A 19,196-nucleotide genomic window follows, 5' to 3' on the forward strand; every position below is an offset into this window, starting at 1 on the left:
GTTACATATGGATGTCTTTTAAACGTAGTGATGCCAGTTCAAGCTGTCTGGGTATCGCTGTGCTGATATTTTGTGGAATAAGCGATAAGTGCTGGGTAAGTTCGTTGTAATAAGCTATTCCAGCTTGTAATTGTGCTTTGAATCTAGCTACATATTTTATCTTTTTATCGTTCATGATATTTTTATTGTCTGTGACATATTTTTGAATATGATCGATATACAGGTTGAGTTCGTTGATCATAACAAAAGGTCTGTTGTCATTTTCAAAAACTGATATACGGCCATAGATGTGGTCGATCATTTCCCGCAAAGAATATTGTTTTTTGAACCAGACAAGATTCGGGCCTGGGCAGATGGATACAGCGGTCTGTTCTTTGCTCTTTTGGATATTGTACTTAAGATAAGCTGGTGCTGCGAGCCCTTCACAAAGACAGGTTTTTTCTGTAATGGCGTCAAAGGCTTTATCGTATTCCGCAGCGGACAAATTTTGTTTTTGTAGTTCCTGGATCTTTTGATGTTGATAGACGCGTGATGCAGTGCAGATCGGTTTATCACCAAACTCGGTGTTCGAAATAAGGTATTCTTTTTTACAAGGGCTACCGGGGCGCCCTTTTTTTATACGTTCCAACCGTAGGTACTCTGCGCCACTTTGTCTGAAATTGTTAAAGGGAATTCCCAATGGAGATGCTCCGCTACAGTAGAAGTCTTCTTTCTTGGCAAGTTCCAATGCTTTCAGGGTTTCTTGATCTACTGTGGTTGCTTCGGGAACCATCAGGAATGGGGATCCCCATCCTACGGCATCGAATCCATAATAGTCTAATAAGAACTGATGTTCTGAAGCTGTTCCCACGCCTCCTTGAACTGTATATTTGATGCTGGGAGGAGTTGTTAATGAGCGCTCCTGGGAAACCCAATATGCGTGGTATATCTCGAAAAGTTCGGTTTTCAAACTTTCTTTTTTCTCTTTAAACTCTTGAAGGATTGGTCCCAGAAGAAAACCATCGGTTGCGAAAGCATGACCACCGCAGTTCAAACCGGATTCTATTCTGAATTCAGATACCCATACACCACGCTTAGCGAGATATTTTGCCTGGATGAGCGCCGATCGAAAGTCACTTACTTTCAAAACGACTTTTTTGTCAAATAGACCTTCACTATTGGGGAAGAAAGCCGGTAATTCAGCGAGGTAAGCGTATAGGTGTGGATTCATCCCTGCGGAAAGGATAAGGGAGGAATGCAAGTTGGAATTTGCAAAACCACGTAAAGCTGCTGAAGCATCAGAATAACGCTGATCCAATAGGTTACCATCCTGGTAATTCATTTTATCTACTTTGGACATAATATTAACATCGATGTCTCCCGGTTTGAGATAATTGATCAATAGATCTTGCAGCTCGGTTTTAATCGCGCGATTGGTTTCCATTTCCATCGCGTGATAAATCGGTTTTGAAGGATGTGACTCGGGTAAAAGCTGAAAATATTTGGTAAGTTCTGAATTTTCGGTGAAGGGCTGACGCTTCAAGGCCGCGACTTGCTTATTGACCACAAACTGTACGAGATTGAGATAGGCCGTAATTCTTTTTGCCCGGTAATCTTCTTCTGTTTTAGTGATCGGATGATAGACGATTTGATATTGTCCGCAGTAATAGCGGCGCATGCGCTCGATGAGTTCATCGTCAACAATAGACATTACGGTGGAGATACCGTATTGTGCGACCTTAAGTGCGGAGTCGATGGAGAAAGCTAAGCCTAATACGGGGATATGAAAAGTATGCGTCATTCTTAAATATTTCTTTTACGAAATAATGGAGAATAACGCTGAAAAAAAGTAATGATTGTTTTATCGGGACATGATTGTAATCACTATTCAAATACAATTGTCTTGTAATCGTTGCGCATCACACGATCTTCACTAAGCAGACGAATTGCTCTGCTCAGAACAGCCTTTTCTATTTCTTTGCCGGCAGTTACCATATCTTTTACAGTATAGGTGTGATTGACATGTCGTATATCCTGTACGATGATGGGGCCTTCATCGAGTTGGTCGGTAACGAAATGCGCTGTGGCACCGATGATCTTAACGCCTCTTGCATGAGCCTGCTTGTACGGGTTGGCACCAATAAAAGCGGGTAAAAATGAATGGTGTATGTTGACCAGTTTATTTTCAAAGGTACTGACAAACTGAGGAGACAAGATTCGCATGAACTTCGCCAGAATGATGTAATCGAAATTATAGTTTTGGATTTGTGCGATCAGTTGTTTTTCGAATGTTTCCTTTGTCAGGTTTTCATGTGAGATGCAATGAAAAGGAATATCAAACTTTTCCGTAAAGGAGCGTAATGATTCATAATTACCAATTACGGCCTGTACTTCGGCTCCCCATGTTTCGAAGTGTTGACGTACCAGGATATCGGCAAGGCAGTGATGCTCTTTGGTCACGAGGACGACGATTTTTTTGCGGTTATTGGGGTTTATCTGTATCTGAGCAGATGGGGGAAGTACTTCGGCAAGGGAATCCGAAAGCTGTTTCTGCTCAGGCACGATACCGTTACACACGACACGCAGGAAGAATTTGTTGGCTTCTTCATCCACATATTCACGCATGGTGACAATATTGAGTTGATATTTTGCCAGCGTATTTGAAATGTTGGCGACCAATCCAACGGCATCTTGACATTGGATCAGAATTAAGGTTTGGTTGTGCATGAAAGGTGGTTGTAGGTTGCTAAAAAAGCGGGTTATTTTAACCCGCTTTTTTTGTTAGTTCTTCTTCAAGGTCAACTTCAACACGCAGATTTTCGACAATATGCTTTTGTCGATCTGGTGTGTTTTTGCCCATGTAATATTCTAATAACTGTTGAATTTTATTGTCTTTGGACAAGATAACCGGGTCAAGACGGATATCTTTTCCGATAAATAATCCAAATTCGGAAGGTGATATCTCACCCAAACCTTTGAATCGGGTAATTTCAGGTTTAGCGCCTAATTTTGCGATTGCTTTTTGTCGTTCTTCATCGGAATAGCAATAGATCGTTTCCTTTTTGTTGCGGACACGGAAAAGTGGTGTCTGTAAGATGGAAACGTGGCCAGCTTTGACAAGGTCTGGGAAAAACTGCAAGAAAAATGTCAATAGCAACAGGCGGATGTGCATGCCGTCGACATCGGCATCGGTAGCAATTACGATATTGTTGTAGCGTAATCCATCGAGACCGTCTTCAATATTAAGCGCATGTTGTAAGAGGTTAAATTCCTCGTTTTCATAAACAATCTTTTTGGACATACCGTAGGAGTTTAACGGTTTTCCTTTCAGACTGAAAACAGCTTGAGTCTGCACATCCCGCGATTTGGTAATAGAACCAGATGCAGAATCCCCCTCGGTGATAAACAACGTTGTTTCTTGGTTACGTTCATTTTTATCGCTGAAGTGCACTTTACAGTCACGTAGTTTACGGTTGTGCAAAGAGGCTTTCTTCGCTCTTTCGTTGGCGAGTTTTTTGATACCGGCGATATCCTTACGTTCACGTTCCGATTGAAGAATACGTTTTTGAAGAGCATCTGCCGTAGCCGGATTTTTATGTAAGTAATCATCCAATGCTTTTTTAACAAAGTCATTGATAAATCCTCTTACCGTAGGGCCTTCTGGGCCTACACTTTGAGATCCTAGCTTTGTTTTGGTCTGTGATTCAAAAACGGGTTCCTGCACTTTGATGGCGATGGCACCGATAATTGATGAACGAATATCCGATGCGTCAAATTCTTTTCTGTAAAAATCGCGGATTGTTTTGACTAGTGCTTCACGGAAGGCTGCCTGGTGTGTTCCACCCTGTGTGGTGTGCTGACCGTTGACAAAAGAATAATATTCTTCTCCATATTGCTGGCCATGAGTCATCGCGATTTCAATATCATCCCCCCGTAAGTGGATAATTGGATAGCGCATGGACTCGGCATCAATATTTCGTTCCAGTAGATCTTTTAGTCCGTGCTCAGAAATAAACTTTTGCCCATTAAAGTTGATCGTAAGACCTGAGTTTAGAAAAACATAGTTCCAGATCATATTCTCTACAAATTCGGGACGGTATTTGTAGTTTCTGAAAATAGAATCGTCTGGATAGAATGTTACAGATGTACCATTCCGTTGCGTCGTATCTTTTTGTTCATCATTGACTAATTCCCCTTTAGAGAATTGGGCAATGCGTGTTATATTTTGACGGTATGACTGGACGGTAAACTGACTGGACAAAGCATTTACGGCTTTTGTACCGACACCATTTAAACCGACGGACTTTTGGAAAGCCTTACTATCATATTTACCACCCGTATTGATTTTAGAAACAACATCAACCACAGAACCAATTGGGATACCACGTCCATAATCGCGTACGGAAACTTTATTTTCGTTTACCGTGATATCAATAGTTTTACCGGCACCCATAACAAACTCATCAATTGAGTTGTCAACGACCTCTTTCAATAAAACATAGATACCATCATCATAGGCCGAACCGTCCCCCAACTTTCCAATGTACATTCCCGGACGGAGGCGGATATGCTCTTTCCAATCCAGGGACCTAATGCTGTCTTCGTTATATGTACTCATAAATTAATGTAGAACTTAGCTAACAAAAGTAAAAAAAATAAACTACGATAAGTAGTTTAAAAGGCTAAATTTTTTAGATATCGCTAGTTTGCGTACTGCTGGAGAAAATTGCCGGTTTGCGGGGAAATGTTTACATTTAGTGTAAGTAATTGTAAAGAGAATAATTTATGGGATTATTTGATAAAATCAGGAATGAGTTTGTCGATATTATCGAATGGGTCGATAATAGCACAGATACGATTGTGTGGAAGTTTCCACGGTATCAGAATGAAATAAAAATGGGGGCACAGTTGACTGTGCGAGAAGGGCAGGCTGCGGTATTTTTGAATGAAGGCGTGGTTGCGGACGTCTTTCAGCCTGGTCGTTACGAACTTACGACCCAGAATATGCCGATCATGACAACCCTCAGAGGTTGGAAATATGGGTTCAATAGTCCATTCAAAGCCGATGTTTATTTTGTCAACCTTCGACAATTTGTCAATCAGAAATGGGGAACTAAAAATCCGATTATGTTGCGGGATCCTGAATTTGGTCCCATTCGACTTCGGGCTTTCGGTAATTTCTCTTTTCAGGTGAAGGACGTTACTGTTTTTATGAAACAGCTTGTTGCGACGACGCCTTTATTTACAGTTGAAGATATCACAGAGCAGCTTCGAAACATTGCGGTATCGCGGGGGATGGATGCTATTGCTGAGTCGAAGATACCGGCCTTGGATCTTGCATCCAACTATGATGAAGTTTCGGCCTTGATACAGCAAAAAATTGGGGTTGATTTTGATGAGTTGGGTTTGAGCTTAACGAAGTTCTTAATTGAAAATATTTCATTCCCAGAAGAAGTCGAGAAGGCCCTTGATAAGCGAAGCAGTATGGGGGTCGTTGGTAATCTGGGGGCATATGCCCAATTCCAAGCCGCAAATTCAATAGAGAAAGCTGCTGAGAATCCCAGTAGTGGAGGGATTGTAGGTGCTGGATTTGGTGCTGGGCTGGGAGCAGGAATGGTTGGTCAAATGGGTAATGTATTTCAGCAAAATAGTTTTGATGGGAATAATCCTACTGGTACGGGATCAGCTGCTGCGGCTTCGTCTGCAGGGGCCGTTGGACCTCCTCCATTGCCCAAAGCGGTCGCTTATTACCTGGCCGTTAAAGGTAAACAGGAAGGGCCCTTTGATTCGGAACAGCTGCGCGCTCTGATAAAAGAGGGGACGATGACACTTGCTACCTTGGTCTGGAAAGAGGGACTTGAAAACTGGATTGAGGCTGAAAAGGTAGTCGAATTAAAGGATCTGTTTTCGCAGAACCCGCCACCGATACCAGGAGTTTAGGGTAAAATGCATTACCGAGTTTTATGAGTTTTGAAAAAAAAACCTCCGAAATAGAGCAGGGGTTAAAATGTCAGGGCTGTGGTGCTATTTTGACTTATCAGCCCGGTACGTCCTATTTAGCGTGTTCCTATTGTGGAACCAGGAATGAAATAGCGGATCAGCTACCGGAAGATGGGCATATTGAATCTACAGATTATAAAGTTTTTGGACAAGCAATGGAGGGGCTCGCCGATGAGCGCTATAGCTATTTGGCTGAAGTTGTGCATTGTAGTAACTGTGGTGCAAACTCGCGTTTGAATCCACATGTTACGGCAGATTTATGTGCTTTTTGTGCTTCACCTTTGGTAATTGACCATCAACAAAAGCGTATTGTGAAGCCACATGGTCTTGTTCCCTTTTCCGTTGATTTCAAAAATGCTTTTGGGCTATTGACACAATGGGCGGGTAAGATATGGTTCGCTCCGAATGACTTCAAGCGAATTTTTAATTCAAGAAATGATCGTTTAAAAGGGGTGTATGTGCCATTTTGGTCCTATGATGCAGATGTACAATCTGATTACGTAGGATCACGTGGAGAATATTATTATGTGACGCGTACAAGACGCAATTCCGATGGCGAGACGGAAGAATACGAAGAAAGACGCACAAACTGGTATCCGGCTTCAGGAAGTATCTATAGCCAATTTAAGGATATTGTTATATCGGGATCAACATCTCTTCCCGAAAAGTTTTCTGATAAAATTGGACCTTGGAATTTGGGTTACCTAAAACCTTTCAATGAGCAATATTTAAGTGGCTTTATCGCTGAAACTTTTAGTGTGGATCATGTAAAAGCGGCGGAGACTGCCCGGACTATTATGGATCGGGAAATCGAACGTCAGGTTGAGCATGACATCGGTGGTGATACACAGGATATTGATTCTATTGATAGCGATTTTAAATCCATTAAATTGAAGTACATTCTTTTACCTGTATGGTTATCTGCTTATCAGTACAAAGGAAAGAGTTATCAGATCATGGTCAATGCTTTTAACGGTAAAGTTTATGGACAACGACCTTATAGCTTTTGGAAAATCGCTTTTTTGGTATTGGCGATCATTATTGTGTTGTATCTCTTGAGTTTTATGGGATAACAAAAAAGGTTATAAAAAAAGCGCTGTTCTCAATAAAAGAGAACAGCGCTTTTTTTATGCTAATCGTCTTGACTATTTGTTTAGTGAAAGTAAGAATCCGATCGTGAAATTGGCATCCCAATCAAATACGAAGGTGTCGCAATTGGTTGCATCTTTAATTGCTTTATAGATGTTGACACCGCTTTTTGTTTTTATTTTATCAGCTTTGTAGGATGCTGGATCGTTCAAAACCGTAAAACGCTCTTCACCTTGGCGTGTCTGTGATGCTAGTTCAAAAGGAACCCCGCCTATAATAAAACAAACCTCTCTTTTATTTGAAGGAATTTTCTCGCCTAATTTTTTTACTTCTGTATAGACAGCGTCATCTTTAAGGTCTTTTTCATAATATTTTGCACCAGGTGCTTCTACCGATTTTGTGTCACCGTCAATCCAGGAAATTTTGGTGTTACCGGAGCCAATGTCAACAACAAATGAATTATCTTCGTAAGCTTTCGGCAGGACAGATTTTAACGCTAATTTTCCTTCTTGCTCTGCTGTAACCAAGTTGACCACAAAGCCCATTTTTCTTAGTTCAGCACTGATAACTGAAGTTTTAGGTTCTTTCTGGGCTCCGGAGCTAATGACGAAATGTATGTTTTTGGATTTGACGCCTTTATCGAGCATCATGCCTATATAATCTTTTAGTCCTTTACGGATGTCTTCCGTATTTGCCAATCCTTCGTAGGCAAATGACTTTCCGAAGTCTTTGGAAATGATCTCCCAGCGATTTTCTTTGTCCATATTGACGACAAAGGAATTGAAACCCGAAGCGCCCACTTCAACGACACCCTTGTATTCGCCATCGACTGGTTTTTCGGGTTGATAGTTGAATGAACGAGTCGTTTCTGAGCCTGATGAAGGTGCGGCCGCATGACCATTATTGCTTGTTGAATCCGTTGTTTGGACTGTCGAATTAGCATCAAATTTGCCCGATTGAATGGCCCAATAACCAATTGCGAGAATAGGTAAGGCGATGATAATTGCTTTGATTGGCCATCTTAATCTTGCCCATGTTGATTTTTCTTCCATAATGTTCGTATAATAAGTTTGATTTTAGTTAATATTAATCGAGTAATGTAAATCCTTTATCTACTTTTTCTTCGGGTTTGAGTTCATAGCTGGCATCGGCCATTTGCGTTACGTTTAATACATTTAGATTACGTTCGTCAACTTTGCGGATAAACTCTTCCAGTTCACCTTGAGTAGGCGTACCACCCACGGTGATGTTGTTGTTTTGATCCAAGAAATCAAGATTCGATCGGATAGAGGCAATATTTTGACTGATGGCACCTGTTGCGGCATTCATGGCCTCTTGAAATGCCCAGCCATCTTTAATATTGAACACATCGGCTAGGCCATCGGTGGCATTTTTCATCTTTTGCGTGGCTTCCAGCTTCTTGGAAATAATGGAAATGCTGCTATCTAAAGTGCTGACATAGATACGCGCTGCGCTTTCATTATCTTTTAGGACTTCCAATACTTTTGCAAATTGATTGGCATATTGGACATAACTGCGCGCATTTTGTTCTTCAGATTCACCTTCTTTTCCCAATAGAAATGCTTTGGTACGGGTTTCTTTGGCATCTCTTGCATAAGCATTGGCCTTCTCTGCATTATTTTTGCTCGTTTCCTCCTTTGATTTCTCGTCGAGATTAGCCGCTTCTGCGGTGAAACGTTTCGCATAGGTGTACTTCTCTTCGGCTGTTTTTTGAGCAGTTTCACCGCTTTGAATCATGTCGATCCGGACACCGTCTACATTGCTGATTTTTTCCTTCACACGTTTCAGGGTGTCTTTTGCATCTCTTGATAACAGTTGTAAGGTTTCGATAGGGTTATTTCTAATGATGGATTTTTCACCTTTAAAAAGTAGGACGGTTCCCAATCGGTGCAATAGCGCAATGATCTTTGGCGCTAGCAATAATAAGGTAATCAGGATTATACTGAATATCACAAAAAGAATACTTTTTCCGGCATATTCCAGCATAATCGGTAAGTACTTGAAAAAAGCAAAGGCTCCACCAAGTAAAAGTGCCCAAAAGAAGATCGACGAAGCTGTCTTCTTCGCTTCTGGTGATTTTAATTGTGCAGGCAGATGATCGCCTAGTACTTGAAATATCGGAAGTTGCGTCTTTATCTCAGCTGGAATATTAACATACTGATCTTTTCTTTCCATTGATTTGTTTTTATGTTATTGATTGATTAATCATACGCAATGCAGTGTTGATTTCGGTGACCACTTCATCAACGGCCGCGTTGCCGATGTTTATTTTTTGTTCGATATCTTTAATCCTTGGTTCGTACTTTTCATTAATTTGTGCCAAAGCGAGTTGTTTTTTCTGTAGATCATATTGCAATTTGGCGATATTCTCCGTTATTGTTTTGATTTCAGTGTTCAGATTTGCAATCTCCATGGTTCGGTCCTGTTCAGTCTTTTTCTTTTCAGCCTGTTTTTGTTCCGATTCTTTGGCAATGGTTTCTTTCAATTTATTAGCATAATTTGTGCCAGTTGCTACCAGTTTATCCTTGGTTAACGAACTGTCTACAAATTTCAATGAAGTATAGGCCGCTTTTAATGTGTTTTCCTCTACTTTTCCCATTGCGGCAGCAGCGTTCCATACTTCGAAAAAATCGACACCCTGCTCGTTGAGTTTTTCAAGAATGGCATAGACCTTTAATTTCATTTCTTTGAGATCGGTTGTTCCATCATTGGCTGTTATAGGGATTGGGGGCGGTGTTTTTCCAGTTGGAGCCTGGGCCGTCGGCGATGAATATGCCGGAGGTACATGGGGTCTTTCTGGAGCAGCGTTAGTAGCTGGTGCTGGAGGGGCTTGTGCCGGTGGCGTTTGCTGCGGCTGATCGTCCTCAAAAATTAATTTCTTTAGACTGTTTAATATACTGGATCCTCTTTTAGTATCGTCGTTACTCATCATATCATAGTTGATTATATCTCTACTAAAATAATAAAAATTAATATTCTCTTCTAATGAATTGCGCTATGGAATACCTGAAATGGATACAGGAGGTATAGGAGCTTGGATAGAAGCGATGAAATGGACCTGTAGGGCGAGTGAATCAGCTGCTATCGCATTTTATGTTAGGGATAAAAACAAAGATTCCCAATTGTTGATTGGGAATCTTTGTTTTGGTGGTCATGGTCCTGTGGGACTACTATCTGCCAAAATCATCTTGTACGCGAACAATATCGTCTTCATCAGAAGGGTTGTTGGCATCGGTGTGTTGCCAGATCTCGGCTAGAATACCGAAGCCATCCAATCCAATTAAACGGTGACGCTGTCCTTGGCGTAATCTAATTGTTTCGCCTTCTTTCAAGGTTGAAACAACCGATTCTTCATCGGTGTCAGAAACCATAACACCTACGTTACCTTGGATAACACGCCATATTTCGGCACGACGGTGGTGATATTGCCATGAAAGTCTTTTTTCTGGTGCAACAATTAAAATTTTTGGACTTAATTTTCCTGAGATTCTTAATTCTTGTACATCCATTCCGCCGAAGTACTCATCGGCAAATTCTTGCGCTTGGGATTCGTCGATTACGAAAAATCCTCCCCAAGGGCGTGCAGCATCTGATTTATCAATACGAAAACCTTTGGATGTCAGCATTTCCTGTACTTTTTCAAACAATGCGATTTTATCTATAGCCATATTAAAAATTCTAAAAATTTGTTATTCGTTAATTCAGTTGCTAAATATAAAAAAAATCCATTTAATATTTTAAGTTAACCGTTTTAGCTTAATCTAAATCCTTTATAATGGAGCTGCGTTAGATACCCTAAGCTATACTATATCGCGTGAAGTTAAAAATGAAATTGCTAATTTTGTGATCAATCTAATTTCAGGATATGTCAAACTTTCAAGTCGATCGGGAAAATACTGCATTTATGCAGGCTGTTGCTTTTGTTAACCAAACGAACCAGAATGTATTTATTACAGGAAAGGCGGGTACCGGAAAAACGACTTTCTTGAAGTATATCCGTGAGCATAGCTACAAAAAGATGGCTATTACTGCACCTACAGGTGTTGCGGCGATGAATGCGGGCGGAACAACTTTACATTCTTTATTTTGGCTTCCTTTTGGGACTTTTATTGAAGATTATGAGTTACGTTGGGACGAACAGGATAGTCATATCTACAATAAATCACGTTTATTCAGCACGATTAAATTGACCAAGCAGCGTCGGGCCATCTTGCAGGAGCTAGAGCTTTTGGTGATTGATGAGGTTTCGATGGTCCGTGCAGATACATTAGATGCGATTAATGTAATTCTGCAATCTGTTCGTCGCGATATGCGGCCTTTTGGTGGATTACAGGTGCTGTTTATCGGAGATTTGTACCAGTTGCCGCCAGTTGTGAAAGATGCCGAATGGAATGTTTTGCGGGATCATTATTCTTCTGTTTTCTTCTTTAATGCTAAAATTTTGAGGGATAATCCGCTGGTGATGTTAGAGCTCAATAAAATCTATCGTCAACAAGATGAAGGTTTTATTTCAATTTTGAATGCCATACGAAACAATCAGTGTACAAGTGACATGCTCACGACCTTAAATGGTTATTATCAACAGGACTTTGTTCCAAATGAAGAGGAACAGTATATTACATTGACCTCCCATAATCGAAATGCGGATGAAATAAATGGAGCCAAGCTGGCTTCATTATCGGGTAAAATGTTAAATCTTAAAGCAGTTGTAAAGGACGATTTTGCGCAGGGCTCCTATCCTGCTGAAGAAACGTTGTCCTTAAAGATAGGGGCTCAAGTGATGTTTATTCGAAACGATTCCGGTGATGAACGTAAATATTACAATGGAAAGATCGGTACGGTAAAGGACATCGATACGGTGCAGGGCACGGTAACGGTTACATTTCCTGATGGGCCGGAATCTGTAACGGTAAAAAGGGAGACCTGGGAGAATATTCGGTATAATTACGATAAGGGGCAAGATCAGATTAAAGAGGAGATATTGGGTACATTTTCGCAATTTCCACTTCGATTGGCTTGGGCTATCACTATTCATAAAAGTCAGGGTTTAACTTTTCAAAAAGCGATCATTGACGCAGGGACCTCGTTTGCCGCGGGACAGGTGTACGTTGCATTGAGCCGTTTAACGAGTTTAGATGGACTTGTATTAAAATCCATTATCCCTTCTTATGCCATCCGTACCGATTACCAAGTGGTCGAATTTGCACAGCGTGCTCAGGGGCAGGCGGACGTCAATGAGATTTTGGAGCAATGCCAACGGAATTATCTTGGTCAGATTTTAATGCACGGTTTCCGTTGGGACGGACTATTGGCCGAGACTTCGGAGCTGCTGAAATCACTTGAAGAGCGTAATATTGATGGAAAGGAACAAGCCGTATTATTTTTCCAACAATTGGTCAAACACCTTCAGAACCAAGAGAAAGTTGCACATAAATTTATTGTTGTACTGTATGATTTGTTGCGGGATAAAAACGCAATCGATTATGATGTCATCTGTGAACGTTCTACTGCTGCGGTCAATTGGTTTTTACCGAAAATGGATGTAGATCTGATTGAGGCTTTAACCAAACATATTGAGGAGTACCAGATACGAAAACGTACGAAGAAATATATTGATGAGTTAAAAGCATTATTGCTTGATTACAAGCGAAAACGCGAGCAGTTGCAACATTGTCTACTTATTGCTGATACGCTTTCAAAACGGGAAGATTTTCAAACAGCGATGCTCGATGTTGCTGCTAGTGTGAAGACCAAAGAAAAAGATGAATTGGCTGCGCAAAGTGCAGATGAAGAAGGGCCGAAGAAGTTGGATACAAAGGAGATTTCCTTAGAAATGTTTAAAGATGGTATGAGCATTGCTGATATAGCGGTTAAGCGCGGGATGGTCGCAGGTACGATATATGGACATTTAATTAATTTTGTTGGTACGGAAGTGGAAGCAACAGAGTTGATCGAGCAGGAGAAGTTGGATCGTATTCTTGGTGTTATTCGTGCAAATCCGGATAAATCCTCTTCGGAACTTAAGATGCTTTTGGGCGTGGATATTGATTATCCGGATATTAAAATTGGACAAAAAGTTTTGGGATTGTAGGCAATAAAAATTTATAGCGTATATTTGTAACAAATTGTGTGATATAGTTTGTTGAAAGCCCATTGATAACCTTAAGATTGCTTATGGAAGACAAGAAAGATCCTAACAAGTGGCTTGTGCTGACGACTATTTCAACCCAGATGGTTTTTACCATTTATGTATTTTATTTATTAGGGGATTGGCTGGACGGTAAGTTTCATGCGGAGAACCAACTATGGATGAAGATCTGTACCCTTGGCGGGATTGGAATTTCTCTATATCAAGTCATTAGACAAGTGAATCGATTAAACGATAGATGATAGTATATATAAAGCAGACCCTTATTTTATTTTTTGTAGCGGTTTTGATTTTTGCCGTTCATTTCTTTTTATTAAAATCTTTTGATGGTATTCATTCCTTGGAAGATCTACATTTTCCATTGTATGAAATTTATATTTTTCAACTGATATTATCCGTGATCATCATGGTGGGGATAAGTTACTGTTCGCAGAAATTTCCGCAGTATGTTGGTTTTGTTTTCTTGGGATTATTGACTTTAAAGTTTGTCCTAAATTATGTATACATCCATAATGGGTTGGCAAAACCGCAGGCTGATATTTTAAAATATAACTATTTGATCGTTGTCGTTTTATTCCTTTTTTACGATGTTATATTTGCTTACAAGGCTTTAAACAAATCCTAAGGGAGAAAAACGATAGTTTTTTCAAAAAAATGTAATATTAAAGTAGCTTTTGTGCTTTATATATAGTATTTTCGCAAAAAATTTTAAATAACATAATAGTAGTATCGTGAGTCTTAAAAGAACACTTCAATTTTTAGCAGTTATTCTGTTTGCAGTTGCGCCATTTTTAACAAAGGCGAATGAGAATGCACACGGAGAAAAATCGCAGGCTGAGGAAATCAATAGCCATATTGAGCATCACTTACAAGATGATTATTATTTTAGCTTCTTTTCGGATGAAGAGACAGGTAAACATTATGGTTTTTCATTGCCCGTTATTTTGATCGATAATGGCTTGAAAGTTTTTATGGCTTCAGCATTCGATCACGGTAATAAAGTTGCTGAGGTTGACGGTCAGTATTATGCATTGTACCACGGAAAAATTTATAAGACTGATGCTGCCGGTAATTTGGCTGGTCATGAGTATCGTAAAAATGCTGATGGTAGTTATGTTATGACTATAAATGAAGATGGAAAAGAAGAGAAAAAGGAATTTGAAACTTCTTATGTGATTGGTTCTCATGAAATTCATGATGCTGTTGATTTTCATCCATCTGTAGCGATGCCTTTAGATTTCTCGATCACTAAAAGTGTTGTCGGTTTGTTTTTGGCTGCATTTTTAATGTTTTGGGCATTTATTAGTTTGGCTAAAACGTATAAAAAAGGTGCTAACAATTTGCCAAAAGGTGTTGGACGTGTATTGGAGCCTTTGGTTATCTATGTACGTGATGAGATGGCTATTCCAAACATTGGTCATCGTTACAAGGAATTCATGCCTTATTTATTGTCTGTATTCTTTTTGATCTGGATTTTGAATTTGGTTGGTTTGACACCACTAGGGTTTAACGTTACAGGAAACATCACAGTCACTTTATGTTTGGCTCTTTTTACATTCTTAATTGTCAATATCAAAGCAAACGCAAACTACTGGAAGCATATTTTTTGGATGCCAGGTGTTCCGGTTCCATTTAAATTTGTTTTAGCACCAATTGAAGTATTGGGATTGTTTACAAAACCATTTTCGTTGATGGTACGTTTGTTTGCAAATATTACAGCTGGTCACACTGTCGTAATGGGACTGATTGCAATTGTTTATTTATTGCAACACCAATTGACTGTAGTGGGTAGTATCGGTGTTTCCATGTTCTTGACAATCTTCTTGATGGTTATCGAATTATTGGTAGCATTCTTACAAGCATTTATTTTTACGATGTTGTCATCCTTATTTATCGGTATGGCTGTTGAAGAACATCACGATCATTAATTAGTAAATTTTTTAATTATTCAAATCATACATTATGTACAATTTAATTGGAGCCGGTTTAATCGTTATCGGTGCAGGTTTAGGTTTAGGTAAAATTGGTGGTTCTGCAATGGAAGCTATCGCTCGTCAACCAGAAGCAGCATCTAAAATCCAAACTGCAATGATTATCATTGGTGCCTTACTTGAAGGTTTAGCATTCGGTGCTTTATTATTAGGTAAATAGTCACAACGGTTTTATAATATAACCTGCAACGGTTGGTTGCAGGTTATATTATTCCTGAATCTTAAAAAATAAGAATTATCATTATATAGTATAACAATGGATAAATTAATACATTCGTTTTCGTACGGTTTGTTTTTTTGGATGGTCATCGTCCTTGTGGTTATTATCTTTTTATTAGGTAAATTCGCTTGGAAACCAATTGTTGATGCCCTAGACGAACGTGAAAAAGGTATTGCAGGTGCTTTAGAGGCTGCTGAAAAAGCGAAATTAGAAATGGCTCGTTTAACAAATGAGAACGAACAATTACTAAAAGAAGCTCGCGCAGAACGCGATGTTATCCTTAAGGAAGCAAAAGAACTTAAAGATAAGATTGTAACTGAGGCAAAAACGCAAGCACAGGCTGAAGGTGCAAAATTGATTGCACAAGCAAAAATCGAGATCAACGAACAAAAGAACAAAGCTTTGGCTGAGGTTAAGTCTCAGGTTTCTTCTTTGTCTTTGGATATTGCTCGTAAAGTGTTAAACAAAGAATTTGAGGACCAAGGAAAGCAAGAAGCTCTAGTAGCAGATTTGCTTAATGACGTTAAATTGAACTAATCCGGTCACTCAAATTACGAAATAGAATTATGTCAGTATTTAAAGTAGCATCAAGATACGCTAAGTCATTAATTGACTTGGCTAGCGAGCAAGGCTCACTGGAGACAGTCAAGGCGGATATGGATTCATTAATTGCTGTTTTAAAATCCAGTACAGAATTGCAAGCTGTTTTTGCCAATCCTATTGTTCCTTTGGACAAGAAGAAAAACATATTGGATGCGCTATTTAAAGATAAGATCAATCCCAATATCTTGGCATTCTTTAAGATCATGATCAACAAAGGTCGTGGCGAGATTGTATATGCCACTTCTCAAGAATTTATTCGTGAGTATAACGAGGTAAAAGGAATTGTGAAAGCTACAGTTACATCTGCAGCGCCACTTTCTGAAGCTAATTTGGCAGCGATGAAAGATGTACTTGCGAAGGAAACCAACGCTCAAGTGATATTGATCAATAAAGTTGATCATAGTTTGATCGGTGGATTTGTAGTCAATATCGGCGATCGCCAAATTGATGCAAGTATTGCTGGTAAGTTGAATAAATTGGAAAGATATTTGAATCAGAATAATTAATTTGTTCTGATACTTGAAGTAAAATAAATCAAAAAACCCCTTATAATAATTAAAATGATAGAGGTAAGACCAGATGAAGTTTCGGCAATTCTAAGAGAGCAATTGTCGGGCTTTAAATCAGAAGCCGAACTAGAGGAAGTGGGTACCGTACTTGCTGTAGGTGACGGTATTGCTCGTATTTACGGCTTAACTAAAGTTCAGTCCGGTGAGTTGGTTGAATTTGATAACGGATTACAAGGTATTGTATTAAACTTAGAAGAAGACAACGTTGGTGTTGTACTTTTAGGTCCTTCGGATGAGATCAAAGAAGGAGATACTATTAAACGTACCAACCGTATTGCATCCATCAAAGTTGGTGAAGGCTTGTTGGGACGTGTTGTAAATACTTTAGGTCAACCAATCGATGGTAAAGGACCTATTCAAGGTGATTTGTATGAAATGCCTATCGAGCGTAAAGCTCCGGGTGTTATCTACCGTCAACCGGTAACTGAACCATTACAAACAGGTATTAAAGCGATCGATGCAATGATTCCAGTAGGTCGTGGTCAACGTGAGTTGGTTATTGGTGACCGTCAGACAGGTAAAACAGCTGTTTGTATCGATACAATCTTGAACCAAAAAGAATTCTATGATGCAGGAGAACCTGTATTTTGTATCTACGTTGCCGTAGGTCAAAAGAATTCTACAGTTGCGAATATCGTGCGTACATTGGAGGAAAGAGGTGCTATGGCTTATACAGTAGTTGTGGCTGCATCTGCTGCTGATCCAGCTCCACTTCAGTTTTATGCACCAATGTCAGGTGCTGCTATCGGTGAGTTTTTCCGTGATACAGGTCGTCCAGCATTGATCGTTTATGATGATTTGTCTAAGCAAGCTGTAGCTTACCGTGAGGTTTCTTTATTGTTACGTCGTCCACCGGGCCGCGAAGCATACCCAGGTGACGTATTTTATCTACACAGTCGTTTGTTGGAGCGTGCAGCGAAAATCAACTCTTCAGATGATATCGCGCGCAACATGAATGATCTACCTGAATCGATCAAACACTTGGTCAAAGGCGGTGGCTCATTAACTGCCCTTCCGATCATTGAAACCCAAGCTGGTGACGTTTCTGCATATATCCCAACCAACGTAATTTCAATTACAGACGGTCAGATTTTCTTGGAGTCTAACTTGTTTAACGCAGGTATTCGTCCAGCGATCAACGTAGGTATCTCTGTATCTCGTGTAGGTGGTAATGCGCAGATCAAACCGATGAAAAAGGTATCTGGTACATTAAAGTTAGATCAAGCTCAGTACCGTGAATTGGAAGCTTTTGCGAAATTCGGTTCTGATCTAGATGCTGCTACTAAATCTGTCTTAGATAAAGGTGTTCGTAACGTTGAGATCTTGAAACAAGGTCAATATTCTCCAGTTTCTGTAGAGAAACAAGTTGCGATTATTTATATCGGAACTAAAGGTTTATTGCGTAATGTTCCTGTAAATAAAGTGAGAGAATTTGAAGAAGAATTCTTGACTCAATTGGAACAACGTCATCCAGAAGTATTGTCAGCTTTCAAAGCTAATAAGTTCTCCGATGAATTAACTGCAGTGTTAGAAACAGTAGCTAAGGATTTAGCATCAAAATATTAATAGTAATGAGTATTTGGTATTGAGTCTATTGACTAGGCTCAATACTCAATACTAGGTACTTAATACTTAAAACAAATATGGCAAATTTAAAAGAAGTAAGAAACCGGATTACCTCGGTATCATCAACACAGCAGATCACGAAAGCTATGAAAATGGTTTCGGCTGCTAAATTGAAGCGCGCTACTAACGCTATCTTACAATTGCGCCCATATGCGAATAAACTAAGAGATATTTTGGCGGATGTTTCTGCGAGTGTTGAGGGAAGTAACTCTCCTTTTACAGTGGATCGCGAGCCAAATAAGGTATTAATCGTTGTTGTTTCTTCTAATAGAGGTTTGGCTGGAGCATTCAACGCAAATGTTATCAAAACGACTAATAACTTGATCTTTAACAAATATGCTGAGCAACATGCTAAGGGCAATTTGAGTATCATTGGTATTGGTAAAAAGGGTTATGACTTCTACTCGAAACGTAACTTCAATGTGGTAGCTAATCACTCTGATTTGTTTTCTGATTTAAATTTTGGTTCTGTATCTGTGGTGACTGAATTTATCATGGAGCAATTCAAAGAAGGTAATTTTGATCGTGTTGAAGTGGTTTATAATCAGTTCAAAAATGCTGCAGTTCAAGAGTTGACTGCAGAACAGATTTTACCATTATTACCTGCGGAAGAAAACAAACAACATACGCATAAAGCAAAAATAGAAGCTGAGGTGGATTATATCATCGAGCCTTCCAAAGAGAAGATTATCGAGGAATTGATTCCTAAAGCAATCAAGATTCAATTATACAAAGCTGTTTTAGACTCGAATGCTTCTGAGCATGGAGCACGTATGACGGCAATGGATAAAGCTACAGAGAATGCCGGTGACTTAATCAAATCACTGAAGCTATCTTACAACCAGGCACGTCAAGCTGCAATTACAACAGAATTGACGGAGATCGTATCTGGTGCAGCGGCATTATCAAACGGATAATCCTTTATTTGGAAATATATAAAAAAGGTGATA

Annotated in this window: 18 protein-coding genes; 11 read left to right on the top strand and 7 right to left on the bottom strand. The window is 39.6% G+C overall.

Features of this window, described 5'->3' with window-relative positions:
- Window position 1: 1 nt before the first annotated feature.
- The 3 genes from B2O97_RS02915 to B2O97_RS02925 form a co-directional block, all read right to left on the bottom strand.
- Window positions 2–1,780, bottom strand: coding sequence for a hypothetical protein (locus B2O97_RS02915; protein ID WP_159333400.1), 1,779 nt, complete (start codon window positions 1,778–1,780; stop codon window positions 2–4).
- 83 nt (window positions 1,781–1,863) lie between these two features.
- On the bottom strand, window positions 1,864–2,706 hold the full coding sequence (purU, locus tag B2O97_RS02920) for a formyltetrahydrofolate deformylase (protein ID WP_286709747.1): 843 nt from the start codon (window positions 2,704–2,706) through the stop codon (window positions 1,864–1,866).
- 37 nt (window positions 2,707–2,743) lie between these two features.
- Window positions 2,744–4,597, bottom strand: coding sequence for a DNA topoisomerase IV subunit B (locus B2O97_RS02925; RefSeq protein ID WP_070563183.1), 1,854 nt, complete (start codon window positions 4,595–4,597; stop codon window positions 2,744–2,746).
- Window positions 4,598–4,764: 167 nt separating this feature from the next.
- Here B2O97_RS02925 and B2O97_RS02930 point away from each other — a divergent pair, with 167 nt between their 5' ends.
- A complete protein-coding gene (locus B2O97_RS02930; RefSeq protein ID WP_286766921.1) occupies window positions 4,765–5,919 on the top strand; it encodes an SPFH domain-containing protein in 1,155 nt (384 codons plus the stop codon).
- A 23-nt stretch (window positions 5,920–5,942) separates the two neighbouring features.
- The gene (locus tag B2O97_RS02935) at window positions 5,943–7,052 is read left to right on the top strand and encodes a zinc finger domain-containing protein (protein ID WP_286766922.1); all 1,110 of its coding nucleotides are present in this window, start codon (window positions 5,943–5,945) and stop codon (window positions 7,050–7,052) included.
- 72 nt (window positions 7,053–7,124) lie between these two features.
- Here the strand turns inward: B2O97_RS02935 and B2O97_RS02940 are convergent, their stop codons facing one another.
- The 4 genes from B2O97_RS02940 to B2O97_RS02955 all read right to left on the bottom strand — a co-directional run bounded on the left by B2O97_RS02940 (window position 7,125) and on the right by B2O97_RS02955 (window position 10,757).
- A complete protein-coding gene (locus tag B2O97_RS02940) occupies window positions 7,125–8,120 on the bottom strand; it encodes a hypothetical protein (protein WP_120333221.1) in 996 nt (331 codons plus the stop codon).
- A 34-nt stretch (window positions 8,121–8,154) separates the two neighbouring features.
- Window positions 8,155–9,264: a hypothetical protein gene (locus tag B2O97_RS02945; RefSeq protein WP_088162938.1), complete on the bottom strand. Its 1,110-nt coding sequence runs from the start codon at window positions 9,262–9,264 to the stop codon at window positions 8,155–8,157.
- Between the two features lie 10 nt (window positions 9,265–9,274).
- Window positions 9,275–10,021 carry a hypothetical protein gene (locus tag B2O97_RS02950; protein WP_139144923.1) on the bottom strand — a complete coding sequence of 249 codons (747 nt, stop codon included), beginning with the start codon at window positions 10,019–10,021 and terminating at the stop codon, window positions 9,275–9,277.
- A 238-nt stretch (window positions 10,022–10,259) separates the two neighbouring features.
- The gene (locus B2O97_RS02955; protein ID WP_046671961.1) at window positions 10,260–10,757 is read right to left on the bottom strand and encodes a cupin domain-containing protein; all 498 of its coding nucleotides are present in this window, start codon (window positions 10,755–10,757) and stop codon (window positions 10,260–10,262) included.
- A 197-nt stretch (window positions 10,758–10,954) separates the two neighbouring features.
- On the opposite strand from B2O97_RS02955, the gene B2O97_RS02960 reads away from it, so the two are divergent.
- The 9 genes from B2O97_RS02960 (at window position 10,955) to atpG (ending at window position 19,163) form a co-directional block, all read left to right on the top strand.
- Window positions 10,955–13,180, top strand: coding sequence for a helix-turn-helix domain-containing protein (locus B2O97_RS02960; protein ID WP_070563165.1), 2,226 nt, complete (start codon window positions 10,955–10,957; stop codon window positions 13,178–13,180).
- An 83-nt stretch (window positions 13,181–13,263) separates the two neighbouring features.
- Window positions 13,264–13,479 (top strand): AtpZ/AtpI family protein, encoded by a 216-nt coding sequence (locus B2O97_RS25215; protein WP_070563162.1) that lies wholly within the window; start codon window positions 13,264–13,266, stop codon window positions 13,477–13,479.
- Entirely contained in the window at window positions 13,476–13,862 is a 387-nt protein-coding gene (locus tag B2O97_RS02965) for a hypothetical protein (RefSeq protein WP_046671964.1), read from the top strand. The genes B2O97_RS25215 and B2O97_RS02965 overlap by 4 nt, the downstream gene beginning before the upstream one ends.
- A gap of 106 nt (window positions 13,863–13,968) precedes the next feature.
- Window positions 13,969–15,165, top strand: coding sequence for a F0F1 ATP synthase subunit A (gene atpB / locus B2O97_RS02970; RefSeq protein WP_070563159.1), 1,197 nt, complete (start codon window positions 13,969–13,971; stop codon window positions 15,163–15,165).
- Window positions 15,166–15,199: 34 nt separating this feature from the next.
- Window positions 15,200–15,388 (top strand): ATP synthase F0 subunit C, encoded by a 189-nt coding sequence (atpE, locus tag B2O97_RS02975; protein WP_021188666.1) that lies wholly within the window; start codon window positions 15,200–15,202, stop codon window positions 15,386–15,388.
- 96 nt (window positions 15,389–15,484) lie between these two features.
- The gene (locus B2O97_RS02980) at window positions 15,485–15,985 is read left to right on the top strand and encodes a F0F1 ATP synthase subunit B (RefSeq protein ID WP_070563156.1); all 501 of its coding nucleotides are present in this window, start codon (window positions 15,485–15,487) and stop codon (window positions 15,983–15,985) included.
- 29 nt (window positions 15,986–16,014) lie between these two features.
- Window positions 16,015–16,557 (top strand): ATP synthase F1 subunit delta, encoded by a 543-nt coding sequence (gene atpH / locus B2O97_RS02985; protein WP_286766923.1) that lies wholly within the window; start codon window positions 16,015–16,017, stop codon window positions 16,555–16,557.
- 54 nt (window positions 16,558–16,611) lie between these two features.
- Complete coding sequence (gene atpA / locus B2O97_RS02990) at window positions 16,612–18,186, top strand: F0F1 ATP synthase subunit alpha (protein ID WP_070563151.1); 1,575 nt, start codon at window positions 16,612–16,614, stop codon at window positions 18,184–18,186.
- 77 nt (window positions 18,187–18,263) lie between these two features.
- Window positions 18,264–19,163 carry an ATP synthase F1 subunit gamma gene (gene atpG / locus B2O97_RS02995; protein WP_070563149.1) on the top strand — a complete coding sequence of 300 codons (900 nt, stop codon included), beginning with the start codon at window positions 18,264–18,266 and terminating at the stop codon, window positions 19,161–19,163.
- The last annotated feature ends 33 nt before the right edge of the window (window positions 19,164–19,196 follow it).

The organism is Sphingobacterium sp. UBA865, assembly GCF_002295765.1.
GTDB lineage: Bacteria > Bacteroidota > Bacteroidia > Sphingobacteriales > Sphingobacteriaceae > Sphingobacterium > Sphingobacterium multivorum.

Excerpts from the sequence above, each read along its gene's own strand:
- atpG (WP_070563149.1), top strand. The coding sequence starts at position 18,264 with ATGGCAAATTTAAAAGAAGTAAGAAACCGGATTACCTCGGTATCATCA.
- atpH (WP_286766923.1), top strand. The coding sequence starts at position 16,015 with ATGTCAGTATTTAAAGTAGCATCAAGATACGCTAAGTCATTAATTGAC.
- atpE (WP_021188666.1), top strand. The coding sequence starts at position 15,200 with ATGTACAATTTAATTGGAGCCGGTTTAATCGTTATCGGTGCAGGTTTA.
- B2O97_RS02935 (WP_286766922.1), top strand. The coding sequence starts at position 5,943 with ATGAGTTTTGAAAAAAAAACCTCCGAAATAGAGCAGGGGTTAAAATGT.
- B2O97_RS02950 (WP_139144923.1), bottom strand. The coding sequence starts at position 10,021 with ATGATGAGTAACGACGATACTAAAAGAGGATCCAGTATATTAAACAGT.
- atpA (WP_070563151.1), top strand. The coding sequence starts at position 16,612 with ATGATAGAGGTAAGACCAGATGAAGTTTCGGCAATTCTAAGAGAGCAA.
- B2O97_RS02965 (WP_046671964.1), top strand. The coding sequence starts at position 13,476 with ATGATAGTATATATAAAGCAGACCCTTATTTTATTTTTTGTAGCGGTT.
- B2O97_RS02960 (WP_070563165.1), top strand. The coding sequence starts at position 10,955 with ATGTCAAACTTTCAAGTCGATCGGGAAAATACTGCATTTATGCAGGCT.
- B2O97_RS02945 (WP_088162938.1), bottom strand. The coding sequence starts at position 9,264 with ATGGAAAGAAAAGATCAGTATGTTAATATTCCAGCTGAGATAAAGACG.
- B2O97_RS02915 (WP_159333400.1), bottom strand. The coding sequence starts at position 1,780 with ATGACGCATACTTTTCATATCCCCGTATTAGGCTTAGCTTTCTCCATC.
- B2O97_RS02980 (WP_070563156.1), top strand. The coding sequence starts at position 15,485 with ATGGATAAATTAATACATTCGTTTTCGTACGGTTTGTTTTTTTGGATG.
- B2O97_RS02930 (WP_286766921.1), top strand. The coding sequence starts at position 4,765 with ATGGGATTATTTGATAAAATCAGGAATGAGTTTGTCGATATTATCGAA.
- B2O97_RS02940 (WP_120333221.1), bottom strand. The coding sequence starts at position 8,120 with ATGGAAGAAAAATCAACATGGGCAAGATTAAGATGGCCAATCAAAGCA.
- B2O97_RS25215 (WP_070563162.1), top strand. The coding sequence starts at position 13,264 with ATGGAAGACAAGAAAGATCCTAACAAGTGGCTTGTGCTGACGACTATT.
- purU (WP_286709747.1), bottom strand. The coding sequence starts at position 2,706 with ATGCACAACCAAACCTTAATTCTGATCCAATGTCAAGATGCCGTTGGA.
- B2O97_RS02925 (WP_070563183.1), bottom strand. The coding sequence starts at position 4,597 with ATGAGTACATATAACGAAGACAGCATTAGGTCCCTGGATTGGAAAGAG.
- B2O97_RS02955 (WP_046671961.1), bottom strand. The coding sequence starts at position 10,757 with ATGGCTATAGATAAAATCGCATTGTTTGAAAAAGTACAGGAAATGCTG.